At 61.1% G+C, this 12,536-nt stretch carries 13 protein-coding genes; 9 read left to right on the top strand and 4 right to left on the bottom strand.

The window, feature by feature from the left end:
• The first annotated feature begins 16 nt into the window (after positions 1–16).
• Together AWB69_RS22545 and AWB69_RS22540 are read left to right on the top strand one after the other, a co-directional pair.
• Positions 17–901, top strand: coding sequence for an IclR family transcriptional regulator (locus AWB69_RS22545; protein WP_082913526.1), 885 nt, complete (start codon positions 17–19; stop codon positions 899–901).
• Between the two features lie 173 nt (positions 902–1,074).
• Positions 1,075–1,830, top strand: coding sequence for an IclR family transcriptional regulator (locus AWB69_RS22540; RefSeq protein ID WP_062088891.1), 756 nt, complete (start codon positions 1,075–1,077; stop codon positions 1,828–1,830).
• A gap of 80 nt (positions 1,831–1,910) precedes the next feature.
• Here AWB69_RS22540 and AWB69_RS22535 read toward each other — a convergent pair whose 3' ends face one another.
• The 4 genes from AWB69_RS22535 to pdxR all read right to left on the bottom strand — a co-directional run bounded on the left by AWB69_RS22535 (position 1,911) and on the right by pdxR (position 4,977).
• A complete protein-coding gene (locus AWB69_RS22535) occupies positions 1,911–2,327 on the bottom strand; it encodes a type II toxin-antitoxin system VapC family toxin (protein WP_062088889.1) in 417 nt (138 codons plus the stop codon).
• Positions 2,324–2,587, bottom strand: coding sequence for a FitA-like ribbon-helix-helix domain-containing protein (locus AWB69_RS22530; RefSeq protein WP_062088887.1), 264 nt, complete (start codon positions 2,585–2,587; stop codon positions 2,324–2,326). The genes AWB69_RS22535 and AWB69_RS22530 overlap by 4 nt, the downstream gene beginning before the upstream one ends.
• Before the next feature lie 308 nt (positions 2,588–2,895).
• Positions 2,896–3,300, bottom strand: a complete 405-nt coding sequence (locus AWB69_RS22520; protein ID WP_062088884.1) for a nuclear transport factor 2 family protein — start codon at positions 3,298–3,300, stop codon at positions 2,896–2,898.
• 159 nt (positions 3,301–3,459) lie between these two features.
• On the bottom strand, positions 3,460–4,977 hold the full coding sequence (pdxR, locus tag AWB69_RS22515; protein ID WP_062088882.1) for a MocR-like pyridoxine biosynthesis transcription factor PdxR: 1,518 nt from the start codon (positions 4,975–4,977) through the stop codon (positions 3,460–3,462).
• A 265-nt stretch (positions 4,978–5,242) separates the two neighbouring features.
• On the opposite strand from pdxR, the gene tauA reads away from it, so the two are divergent.
• The 7 genes from tauA (at position 5,243) to AWB69_RS22480 (ending at position 12,468) form a co-directional block, all read left to right on the top strand.
• Positions 5,243–6,307 carry a taurine ABC transporter substrate-binding protein gene (gene tauA / locus AWB69_RS22510; protein WP_062088880.1) on the top strand — a complete coding sequence of 355 codons (1,065 nt, stop codon included), beginning with the start codon at positions 5,243–5,245 and terminating at the stop codon, positions 6,305–6,307.
• Positions 6,308–6,338: 31 nt separating this feature from the next.
• Positions 6,339–7,154, top strand: a complete 816-nt coding sequence (locus tag AWB69_RS22505) for a taurine ABC transporter ATP-binding protein (protein WP_062088878.1) — start codon at positions 6,339–6,341, stop codon at positions 7,152–7,154.
• A gap of 4 nt (positions 7,155–7,158) precedes the next feature.
• On the top strand, positions 7,159–8,076 hold the full coding sequence (locus tag AWB69_RS22500; protein ID WP_082913530.1) for an ABC transporter permease subunit: 918 nt from the start codon (positions 7,159–7,161) through the stop codon (positions 8,074–8,076).
• Between the two features lie 122 nt (positions 8,077–8,198).
• Positions 8,199–8,408, top strand: coding sequence for a DUF3311 domain-containing protein (locus AWB69_RS22495; RefSeq protein ID WP_062088876.1), 210 nt, complete (start codon positions 8,199–8,201; stop codon positions 8,406–8,408).
• A gap of 13 nt (positions 8,409–8,421) precedes the next feature.
• On the top strand, positions 8,422–9,807 hold the full coding sequence (locus tag AWB69_RS22490; protein ID WP_062088874.1) for a sodium:solute symporter family protein: 1,386 nt from the start codon (positions 8,422–8,424) through the stop codon (positions 9,805–9,807).
• Positions 9,808–9,844: 37 nt separating this feature from the next.
• Positions 9,845–11,500 (top strand): amidohydrolase, encoded by a 1,656-nt coding sequence (locus AWB69_RS22485; RefSeq protein WP_062088872.1) that lies wholly within the window; start codon positions 9,845–9,847, stop codon positions 11,498–11,500.
• A complete protein-coding gene (locus AWB69_RS22480) occupies positions 11,497–12,468 on the top strand; it encodes a CobW family GTP-binding protein (RefSeq protein WP_062088869.1) in 972 nt (323 codons plus the stop codon). The genes AWB69_RS22485 and AWB69_RS22480 overlap by 4 nt, the downstream gene beginning before the upstream one ends.
• Positions 12,469–12,536: the final 68 nt, after the last annotated feature.

The following is a 12,536-nucleotide window of genomic DNA, read 5'->3' as shown; positions in this document are numbered from 1 at the left end:
CTAATCAGAGGTGCGAATGAAAGACGCCGCGAGCCCCGCGTCAAATGCGGCTTTATCCATCGCCTCACATGCCGGGTCACATGCCGCTTCGCATGCTGCCCTGCACCAGGACCCGACTCCCGAGGACACCCGCGTTCTGCGGGCGCTCATCGTGGTCGAGCACCTTGCCGCGGCCGGACAACCGTTTTCACTGTCGCAACTGTCTGCACGCCTGCATATTCCGAAGGCGACCCTGGCGCGCATGATCGAATCGCTGGAAGCGCTGGGTTACGTGACACACATACCGGATTCACGCGGCGCCGACCGTGGCATAACGCTCGGTCCACGCGCGGCCCAACTCGCGCTGACCATGCTCGCGAACAGCACGTTTACCCGCTCCTGCCGCGCGTTGCTGCGCGGACTTGTCGATGTGCTTGGAGAGAGCTGCAACCTCACCGTGCTCGACGGCGACGCCGTGCTCTACGTCGAGCGCGTGGAGACAAGCGAACCCCTGCGCCTGCATATGCAGCCGGGAATGCGCGTGCCGCTGCATTGCACGGCGAGCGGCAAGCTGTTCCTCTCGCTGATGAAGCCTGCCGAGCGGGCGCTGTTCCTTGCCCGGATGCCGCTCAAGGCGCATACCTATCGCACCTTCACCGACACCACCCTGCTCGGTGCGGAGCTTGACCGGCTGGCCTCGCGGGGTCTCGGTATCGACAATGAGGAATTCGTACGAGGGATGGTGGCGGTCGCCGTGCCGGTTCGCAAACCCGGCGGTAGCGGCGTACTGGCTTCGCTGGCCGTGCATGCGCCCACCGCGCGGGCAAGCCTCGACGACCTGCTCAAGAACGTGCCGAAGATCAAGGAAACCGCGGCGCGCCTGGCTCCCCTGCTTCACGCGGATGCAATGCCGCAACGGTAGCGCTGTGAAGATGGAACGCACTTCATCCCGGGCGTTGCCGGGCCAGGGCCCGAACGCCGCAATATCGAAAACCGGAATGGAGCCGGGCAGAAACTTCGCCCTGAAATCAAGGCAGGCCACGCCATAGGGCGTTTCTGTACAATGGTCATCATCTATTTTTCGGAACGGTTGCAATGACCACTGCTGATACGCCGACACTGCGTGCCTTCGCGCTGCTCGAGCATCTCGTCAAGGCGGAAGGTCCGGTGTCGCTTGCCGACATCGCGCAGGACGTCGACCTGCCGAAGCCGTCGCTGCACCGCATGCTGGCGTCGCTGGAAGCGGGCGGCCTCGTGATCCGCGATCCGGGCCACAAGAATGCCTACGTGATCGGCCCGCGTCTCGCGCAGCTCGGTCTCGGCGTTGTCATGCACTCAGGCGCGCGGCGTCTGCGGCACGCCATTCTCGGACGGCTGGTGGCGGACCTCGGGGAAACCTGCAACCTCACCATGTTGCATGAAACCGAAGTGCTTTACCTGGACCGCATGGAAGCGCCCTGGCCCCTGCGGCTCGACCTGAAGCCCGGTTCGAAAGTGCCGGCGTATTGCACCGCGAGCGGTAAATTGCTGCTGGCCATGATGCTGTCTCGCGAGCAGCGTTCGGCGCTGGTACGCGCGCTGAAAATCGAACGCTTCACGCCGAATACCATCACCGACCCCGAAATGCTCGAAGCCGAACTTGATCGCACCGCACACAAGCGCATTGGCATCGACAACGAGGAATTTCTTGCAGGCATAGCCTGCGTCGCGGTGCCTGTGATGAACAAAGAAGGCATGAGCATTGCCGCCATTGCCGTGCACGCGCCCGTTTCCCGCGCGCCGCTCTCCCGCTCGCTCGAATTCGTGCCGCGCCTGCAGGAAGCGGCGCGAGAACTGGCAAACACCTTCTAGCCCTTGATATCAATCCGATTTTGGGTGCATCGTTCATAAGAACTTGCTGCAAAACGATCCTATGAAAAGCCATCAGCGCTCTACGCTTCCCACGGATTGATAACTGCGATGCTGACGGCCTCAAAGGGGGCCGTGTCGCGTGAAGCCACGATGAACGCTCGCGAAGCCGCGATCGCGGCAATGTAGCCGTCGGGTGTGGGGAATCCTCGCCCGCCGGCTTTGGCCGTCACGGCCAGCTCGGCATAGCGCCGTGCTGCGTCGGTATCAAATGGCAGCACCCGATCCCTGAACAGCCCCAACAAACCGTCAAGGGCCTGTGCCAGCATGTCCTTGCGCTTGCCGGTCGGGACCGCCCCAATGCTAAATAGCAACTCGGCAAGCGTCACGCTGGACAGATAGAGCGTTTCGACGGCTTGCTCATTCAACCAGGCCCGGACGGCCGGGTGTGGCTCGGGCTTCATCGCCTCGGAAACAACGTTCGTATCGAGGACGATCATTCAAACCTCGGCGGTTCGGCCGGCGTCTTGTCTCTCACCCGGTCGAAGACCTCGAAATCCTCGAAATCCTCGTTCGTCAGGCCGATTTTCCGACCCAATTCCGAAAGCGCCTCGCCCAGACGAACACGCGTCTCTGGCTTGACCGCGCTCGCCAAAATCTCGCGGACTTCGGCCTCGGTGCTGTGCCCGTGTTGAGCGGCCCGCACCCGCAGCGCGCGGTGTACATCATCGGGCAAGTTCCGTACTGTAAGCATCGCCATGGAGTCATCTCACTAAAATGCGTTCAACGCATTCATTCTGTTATTTTGAATGCGTTATCGCAAGCGAGATCGTTATGTCGTCGTCCCGTTCACCTGCGTGATTTCGTTCCGCTTGATGATCAGCGTCTGGTTTTAATCCCGCGCCGAGCGTCGGCAAATCTTCATGCCGGCGGGAGAAGCGCATCAATGACGGAATTTCAACAGCCTTCAGGCGTCCCTGCGTCACGACGGACACGCAGTTGCCCGTCACACGCTCCGCAGGCCTGCCAGCGCCGCCTGCCGCACCCCGCTGCCGTCCAGCGGAGCGCTCAGGCAGCCTGCCTCGGACGTTCCTTGCGAAACGCGCGTTTTACCGCAATCAGGCCGTCGCGAAACTCAAAGAGATCGCAACCTTCAGCCTCGATACGCCAGCCTTCGGCGTGCGTACCGGTAAAGACCCATTCCGACACGCCGCGTTCACCGGCTACGTAGTGCCGGCCGTGTCCCCAGTGGGCATCGGGAAAGGTCTTGAAGACACCTTCAAAGGCCGCTTGCACGGCCGCGCGTCCGGCAAACCGTGTGCCGTGGATCTCGTTGCCGCCGGCGGTATCGAAGACACAGTCCTCGGTCATGAAGGCCATCAGCGCGTTGGCGTCGTGACGGTTGAAGGCGTCGGAAAAAGCCGCAAGCGTGTCGGCCGTCACTTCGGATGTCGCGGTGCGCGAGTCTGTCATACGTGTCTCCTGTCAGATGACTGGCGTAGCCGCACGCCGGTCGGCGACGGCTGCAGCCAAGTTTCACCGACACGTTAAGTAACTCTCAGCTCCCGCGGTAGTTCCAGTCGAGCCGATTCGCTTGGGCCAGCGCCCGCCTCATGCTGTCACCCCAAGCGCTCACGCCTGCGGACATTGCGCCCGCACGAGCTCCGCCAGCGCACGCACACCGGGTTCGATCTTTTCCAGCTTGATGGCCGAAAAGCCCATGCGGAAGCATTGGCGCTGCTCCAGCCCTTCCATAAAAAACACGCTGCCCAGTTCAATCAGGATGCCGTGCGCCTCGGCTTCAGCAGCAAGACGTGTTGCGTCAAGCCAGGGCGGACCTTCCACCCAGCACGAGGAGCCGCCGGTAATCCGCGCGTGCCCGACCTCCGGCAGATGGGTGTCGAGCGCGGCCTTGAGCGCCTCCGCACGCTCCTTGTAGGCGAAGGCGAGCCGCCGCAGCAACGCGTCGTGATGGCCGAGCGCGAGAAAGGTCGCGAACGCGCGCTGGATGTACGCCGCCGGATGACGCACCATCAACCGCCGCAACGCCCGCAGCTCGCGAATCAGGTCACGCGGGCCGACCACATAACCGAGCCGCAAGCCCGGAGCGAAACTCTTCGACAAGCTGCCCACATAGAGCACGCGGTCGGCGGTGTCCAGGCTCTTCAACGCCGGATGCGGCGCGCCGGAGAAATTGTTCTCGCTCTCGTAATCGTCCTCGATCACGACAAAATCATGTTTCTGCGCCAGTTCGAGCAGCGCGTGCCTGCGTTCGAGCGGCAAAGTCGCGGTGGTCGGACACTGATGGCTCGGCGTCACATACACGTAGTCGCATTGCGCCAGCAGATGGGCGTCGGCGACCGGGCGCACGCCGCCTTCATCAACCGGCAGCGGCAGCAGCGGCGCGTGGCGGTTCAGGAAAATATTGCGTGCATCGGGATACCCGGGGTTCTCAAAACCAATCGTGGTGCGCTCGTTCGCCAGCAGGTCGGCAATGAGATAAAGCGCCTGCTGTGCCCCCATGGTCACGACAATTTCGTCCGGCATCGCGAAGACGCCGCGACGCGGCAGCACGCGGGTACGAATCTGCTGGATCAGCGTGTCGTCGTCGCGTTCGATCAGGTCCGGCGCCCAGTTGCGGATCTCCATGACGGAGAGCGCCTTCATGCAGCACTCGCGCCAGTCGCTCGTTGGAAAGAGCGTCTGGTCGAACTGACCATAGATGAAAGGAAACTCGTAGTTCTGCCAACTCGCCTGCTTGACGATATTGCGCTGCAAGGACGGCAAACGCGCAATGCGTTGGGTCCAGTCGGGCCGCCCTACCGCCTCGTTCGCCGCGACGGTTTGAGTCGGGACAAACCCGTGCCGGCCTTCGAGCATGGCCGGATTGACGAAGTGCCCGCTGCGCTCCCGGGAAATCAGGTAACCCTCTTCCACCAGTTGCTGGTAGGCGAGCACGACCGTATTGCGGGCCACGCTCAACTGGTCGGCCAGTTCGCGGCTCGAGGGCAACGCGGTATCGACGGACATCTGCCCGTCGAGAATGGCGGCTACCAGCATCTGCCGAATCTGCCCTTGCAGGCTGATATTCGATTCAGCCGACCGCTGGAACCGCTGCGACCACATTGCCGACGACATCCGGCTAGCCATATTTCCTCCGTGATTGATTAGGGTGGTTGATTCGGAATTAACGCGATCTGGCGCGATGGCCGTCGGCGTGGCCCCCTGCGAGCCAGGCGTGCAGCGCCGAAACGGCGCGGCGAATGTGGACTCAACGATCGGCGGCGTCTGGTACTAACTCAGCCGATTTTTAGTTGACGATACTCGATTCGACCGTGTTCCCGCGATCGGGACAAGCCCCGGTCGTTCCGACAAGACTTGCGTGCCATGCACGCTGCCCGCCAGGAGATCCGCAATGCAACACGATAAACGATCAAAATTTTCGAGGTGGTTCGCCCGCCCGATGCATCGCGTCATTGCAGCCGCGACCGTGTTGGCGACGTTCGTCACCATCGCGGTGCAACCCGCGCACGCCGAGGACAAGGAAGTCACTATCGCGTACCAGCAGATCGTCGATCCCTGGGTCGTGGCGATCGCCAACGGGTCCATCGAAAAGGAGACCGGCTACAAGATCAACTGGCGGCAGTTCGAGTCGGGCGCGAAAGTAGCAACGGCGATGGCTTCGGGCGACGTGAAGGTAGGGGTCATCGGATCGAGCCCGCTGGCCGCGGCCGTGAGCCAGGGCGTGGACCTGCAGCTTTTCTGGATCCTCGACAATATCAACCAGGCTGAAGCAATGGTCGTGCGCAATGGCTCCGGCGTGACAAAGCCGGCCGACCTGAAAGGCAAGACGATCGGCGTCCCGTTCGTTTCGACCACCCACTATCACACGATGTTTGCGCTGCAGCACTGGGGCATCAACCCATCCGATGTAAAGATCCTCAACATGCAGCCGAACCAGATCGTCGCTGCATGGGAACGGGGTGATATCGACGCGGCGTATGTATGGAATCCGGCGCTGGCCGAACTCAAGAAAAGCGGCAAGGTGCTGATCACGTCGGGGGATCTTTCAAAGCTTGGAAAACCGACGTTCGACGGTATCGCAGTCGACCGGAAATGGGGCGAGGAACATAAGGACTTCATGGCTAAACTGGTGAAGGCCATTGCCGACGCGGACGATCAATATCGCCGTAATACCGCTCAGTGGAATGCGGCTTCACCGCAGGCGGCAGCGATTGCCAAGATGATCGGCGGCGCGCCCGGCGACGTGCCGGAATCGCTCTCGCTGTATGCATTCCCGTCGCTTGCCGACCAGGTGTCGGCGCAGTGGCTCGGTGGCGGCAATGCGGGCCGCGCAACGCTCGCGCTGAAGGACACGTCGATGTTCCTCAAGGACCAGAAGCGCATTGATGCGGTAGCGTCCGATTACTCGAGCTTTGTCACGCCCGAGTATGCGGAAGCCGCGATGAAGCTCAAGTGAACAACGCCAGGGGCATCGATCAGGAGGATCTATGGAAAGCATGAAGATCACGAACGTCAGCGTGACGTTTCCGGGCCGCCGTGCCGGCGAGAGCGTGCACGCGCTGGACAACATCAACCTGCAGATCGACTCGGGTGATCTGGTGGTCGCGCTGGGCGCATCAGGGTGTGGCAAGACGACCCTGCTGTCGCTGATGGCGGGGTTCATCGCGCCAAGCAGCGGCGAGCTGCTGCTCGGGGGCGAGCCTATTGCCGGACCCGGCGCCGATCGCGGCGTGGTGTTCCAGAAACACGCCCTGCTGCCGTGGCTGAACGTGATCGATAACGCGGAATTCGGGCTGAAGCTGCAGGGGGTGGCCAAGGCCAAGCGCCGCGAGATCGCTGTGCGCAACCTCGCGCTTGTCGGATTGCAGGACTTCCACAAGCATATGATCTATCAGTTATCCGGTGGGATGCAGCAGCGCGTGGGTATTGCCCGCGCGCTGACCTGCGACCCCGCCATGCTGCTGATGGACGAACCCATGGCCGCACTCGACGCGCTCACTCGGGAAACCATTCAGGAACTGCTGCTCGATGTCTGGAAGAAGACGAACAAGATGTTCTTCTTCATCACCCATAGCGTGGAGGAAGCGCTATTTCTCGCCAGCCGGCTGATCGTGATGTCGCCTCGCCCGGGGCGTATCACGCATACCTACGAGCTCGATTTCAACCGGCGTTTTCTCGACACCCGCGACGCTCGGGCGGTCAAATCGAGCCCGGACTTCATTGAAATGCGCGAGCGCATACTCAGCATTATCTACGGCGATGAGAAGTCGCACGGCGCAGCGGCGGAGGTGGCTCATGTCTAATTTCATGTCTGGTTCGAAATCGATCGACGCGCTACCTCACCGCGACCTGCCAATGAGACCCGAGACCTCCGCCGAACCGCCACAACGGCCGCGCCGCCGTGTGCGGGTTCTCGCCAAGAAACCGGTCAAGCCCGGCGACTCGTTTGGCGTGCCCGGGCAAGGCAGCAGTCTTGCCGCCAGCATGTTCACCATCCTCGCCCTGTTCGGATTGTGGTTCGCGGTGACGAACCTGCATTTGATCAAGCCGCTCTTCCTGCCTTCGCCGCAAGCCGTCTATGCAAAGTTCATCCTGGTGGCGACAGACGGCTTCGCGAACTCGACGCTCGCGCAACATACCGGCATCAGCCTCTTGCGTGTGTTCGGTGCGTTTGCGCTCGCGTGCCTGACCGCCATACCCGTGGGTGTGATGATGGGTGTGTCACGGATCGCGCGCGGCCTGTTCGATCCGCCGATCGAGTTCTATCGCCCGCTGCCGCCGCTTGCCTACCTGCCGCTCATCATCATCTGGTTCGGCATTGGCGAGTTCTCGAAGGTGTTCCTGATCTACCTCGCGATCTTTGCGCCGCTTGCCATTGCCGCGCGTGCCGGCGTGCGTTCAGTGTCGATCGAGCAGATTCATGCCGCTTATTCGATGGGTGCGTCACGCACGCAAGTGGTCCTCTACGTGATTCTCAAATCCGCGATGCCGGAGATCTTCACGGGCATGCGGATCGGCATTGGCGTGGGCTGGACCACGCTGGTCGCCGCCGAGATGGTGGCGTCGACCAGCGGACTCGGTTTCATGGTGCTCAATGCCGCCGAGTTTCTCGCAAGCGATGTGGTGATCATGGGCATTATCGTGATCGGATTCTTCGCGCTGTGTTTCGACGTACTGATGCGCTACGTAGAGCGGGTGCTCGTGCCCTGGAAGGGAAAGGTCTAGTCCTCCCCGGCCATGCCGCCGCTCCCGGGCGGCGGCATGTGGACTTAGCGATTGACCCGCACTGGCCCTACTCATCCTTGTTTATGGCTTGCGATACTGGATCCACAATACCCGGAGACGACATGCTCAAGCTTTTCATCGGGATCGGCATTCCCTATATCGGTGTCATCGGCCTGTTGCCGTGGGTTGCATCCATCGACCGGACCGTGCTGGGCATCCCGTTCATCTACGCCTGGATCTTCGGGTGGTTCGTGTTGACGTCGGGTTGCCTGATGCTCTGCTGGCGTCTGTTCGACTGCCATTTCGACGATGCACATCCTGACAACAACTGAAGGAGGATGACGGATGGCTACCGCCGTATTTCTAGGCTTCATCGTCTTTTCGCTCTACCTCGCGATCCGCTCGAAATCGGGCCGCGGCCCGCAAAGCGTGCACGATTTCTTTGTGGCCTCGCGGCAGTTCGGCGCGTACCTCGTGTTCTTTCTCGCCGCGGGTGAGATCTACAGCATCGGCACAATGGTCGGTTTTCCCGGCGGCATCTACGCCAAGGGACCGACTTACGGCGTGTGGTTCCTGGGTTATATCCTGCTCGCTTATCCGGTCGGTTATTTTCTCGGGCCCAAGATATGGCAAGCGGGCAAACGCTATAACGCGATCACCTTGCCCGACCTGTTCAAGGGCCATTTCCAGAGCCGCACGCTGGAACTTGTCGTGGCTGCGTCCGCCATTCTGTTCCTGCTGCCCTGGGGCCAATTGCAGTTCACCGGGCTCGTGGCCGCGCTCAAGGGATTAGGCTGGAATTTCCAGCCGTTCTACCTGATCCTGATATCGGCCATGCTGGCGTTCACGTATATCGCGATTGCGGGCGTGCGGGCATCGGCTTATATCGCGGTGCTGAAAGACGTGCTCATGGTCCTCGCCATTGTTATCACGGGCGTCGCGGTCTCGGCGGAAGTGGGTGTCACCGAGGTCTTCCATGCAGCGAGCCTGCACGTCAGCAACCGCATGGATGCACATCAGTTGACGTTCTCGATGAGCACCATGCTGTTCCAGTCACTCGGCTTCTATGTGATGCCGTTTGCGGTGCAGAATTTCTTCACGGCAAAAAGCGCCAACACGATCCGCCGCACGCAGGTCGCCATGCCGCTCTACATGCTGATGTACCCGTTTCTCGTGGTCGCGTCCTACTACGCGATCAGCCAGAACCTGCATCTTGCATCGCCCAACGAAGCGTTCTTCGCGGCGGCGATCCGTTTGCTGCCAGGATGGCTGCTGGGTCTCGTGGCTGCCGGCGCATCGCTTTCCGGGTTGCTCGTGCTGGCAGGCATCTGCCTTTCCATCGGACCGATCGTCACGCGCAACCTGCTGCCGAATATGCCTGAAAACAAGCAGAAAACGAGTGCAAAGGTGGTGATCGTCATCTACCTGATAGTCTCGATCGTGATGACCCTGCTGACGCCTAACCTGATGCTCACGCTCATCAACACCACGTACTACGGCGTGACTCAGTTCTTCCCCGGCGTGATCGCGATCCTGTTCGGGCTGCGCGTACGGCCTGCAGCCATTGCAGCAGGCATGCTTATCGGGCAAATCCTGGCGATCGTCCTCTATGTCTTGCAGTTGGATCTGGGCGGCTTGAACCTGGGCCTGGTTTGCCTGGCCGTGAATGTTGCGGTGCTCGCCGCGGTGCATCTTGCGATGCGGCGGCCCCACGTGCATGCTCTGTCCTGACCGGTGTTTCGACTGCCCAATCATCTAGCGAGCATCCATGAATCACGCAGCGAAAAGTCCCATACAGGTTCTTGTGGCGAAGAAGATCCTCACGATGAATCCGGCACAGCCGTATGCCACCCACGTCGCCATTCGCGACGGCAGGATCCTGTCGGTTGGAAATGGCGACGATGTGAAACAGTGGGGCGATGCGGAAATAGTCGATACGTTCAGGGACAAAGTGCTGATGCCGGGTTTGGTGGAAGGCCATTGCCATCTGATGGAAGGTGCCATGTGGGACGCGGTCTATGTCGGTTATCACGATCGACGCGGCCCCGATGGCGTTCGCTGCCCCGGCTTGCAAACACTTGACGCGGTGATCGACCGCCTCAAGGCAGCACATGACGAAATGACAGACGAGCAAGCCCCGCTCCTCGCGTGGGGTTTTGATCCGATCTTCTTCGGCACGAAGCGTTTGTCGGTCAAGGAACTCGATACCGTCTGCGCACAGCGGCCCATCGTCATCCTCCATGCCAGCGTGCATCTGATGAACGTGAACTCTCCGATGCTCACGCTCGCGGGTATTGACAGCGAAACGGACATCGACGGAATCGGCAAGGATGCCGACGGCGAGCCAACCGGCGAACTGCAGGAGTTCGCTGCCATGTTTCCTGTGTACCGGTTGATCGGCGGCGGGCTTTCCATTGCGGCCAGCGAGAAGAAACAAGCCATCTGGAATTTCGGCCGGGTCGCGCAACTGGCCGGCGTCACGACTGCGACCGACCTGGTGAACGACTTCTCTGAACGGGGCAATCAAAACCTGCGGGACGTGACAAACGACCCGGCCTATCCGCTCAGGATCGTTCCCGCATTCGCACCCCAGCGCTCCCCCGAAGGCGGCCCGCAACGCGTGCTGTCGGCTATCAGAGACAACACCGACAAGCTGCGTTTCGGACCGGTCAAGTTCATTGTCGACGGATCCATTCAGGGCTTCACTGCGCGCCTCAAATGGCCGGGATATCTGAACGGAAAACCGAATGGACTGTGGTTGATTCCGCCCAGCCAGTTCGTCGAAGTATTTGCACCGTTTCACGAAGCCGGGCTGCAACTGCATATTCATACCAACGGCGACGAGGCGACCGAACTGGTCCTTGATGCCCTCGAAAAAATTCTTGATCGCTGCCCTCGCCACGATCACCGGCATACGCTCCAGCACTGCCAGATGGCCGACGCAAGCCAGCTTGCACGCGCGGCAAAACTGGGCTTGTGCATCAACTTCTTCTCGAACCATCTCTACTACTGGGGCGACGCGCACTACGAGCAGACCATGGGCGCCGACCGCGCAAATCGCATGAACGCCGCGGAATCGGCGCGGCGACTTGGCATTCCGTTTGCCTTTCATTCCGATGCGCCCATCACGCCATTGAATCCTCTCTTCACGGCATGGTGCGCTTCGCAGCGCGAGACGTCTTCAGGCCGGGTGCTGGGCGCAAGCGAGCGTGTGCCGGTGGCGGATGCGCTGCGCGCAATCACGCTGGGCGCCGCCTACACGCTCAAGATGGACCATCTTGTCGGCAGTATTGAAGTGGGCAAGTTCGCCGACTTCGCGGTGCTGGAAGAGGACCCAGGCGAGGTTGCGCCCGCGCGGTTGAAAGACCTCGACGTGTGGGGAACCGTGCTCGGCGGCCGCGTATTCCAGGGGCCGGCGGGATGACCGCGAGCGTCACCGGCGCGCGCGCGCCGATTCCGCTGATTGTGGTCGGCGGTTATCTGGGCGCGGGCAAGACGACGTTGCTCAATCATGTGCTCGCGAACGCGGGACAGCGCCGCATCGCCGTGCTCGTCAACGACTTTGGCGCCATCAATATAGATGCGGCGCTGATCCGCGAACGCACCGACGACGTCATCAACCTGGAGAACGGCTGTGTCTGCTGTTCGATCGGCGGACAGTTCGTCGATACCCTGCTCTCGATCAGCAACCGGCCCGATCCGCCCGACTTCCTGGTTATCGAAGCAAGCGGGGTATCGGACCCTGTGCGCATTGCTCAGATCGGCCTTCTCGATCGTTCGTACAGGCTGTACGGAATCGTGGTCGCGGTGGATGTGTCCTGCATCACGCAGACGCTGCTGGACCCCTATGTGGGCGATATAGCGCGGCAACAGATCGCTGGGGCAACGGCAATCCTGCTGACCAAACCGGATCTTGTCGACGAAGGCAGGAAAACTGAAATTGTGGCCGAGCTGGCGATGTCGGCCCATACCGGCATCATGCTGGAAACAACATGCGGCGCAGTTCCCCTGGAACTCTTCTTCGATGACAACGTGACGGGTCGCGTTCGCGCCGGCGGTTTGAGCTCGTTGAATATCCGGAGTCCGAACCTTCCGCCGGACTTCTGCAGCTTTGCCTTTCGCACAGAAGCGCGGTTTGATCGCAAGAAGCTCAAGGACGCGTTGCGCAACGTCTCCGGGCAGTTATTGCGAGCGAAAGGCCTGATCCAACTGGACGATGCAACGACAACGCACGAACTTCATGTCGCGGGTGGCCGGATCCTCATCACCCCGTTTTTTGGAGCAGCGGGTACGGAGTCAACGATTGTTCTCATCGGCGTATTCAACGACGAAGCGAAACAGGCAACGCTCGACACGCTTACGGCTGCAACATCGACCGCTTGCCATAGCTAACACGTGCTACCCAACAACTTGCGCGCACCAGGCTTCAAAGCCAGGTGCGCGCAAGTGATCACACGCAC

The sequence above is a fragment of the Caballeronia udeis genome, assembly GCF_001544555.2.
GTDB classification, from domain to species: Bacteria; Pseudomonadota; Gammaproteobacteria; order Burkholderiales; family Burkholderiaceae; genus Caballeronia; species Caballeronia udeis.
The sequence above is the reverse complement of the archived record's forward strand: the minus strand, read 5'-3'. Positions and strand labels throughout refer to the sequence as shown.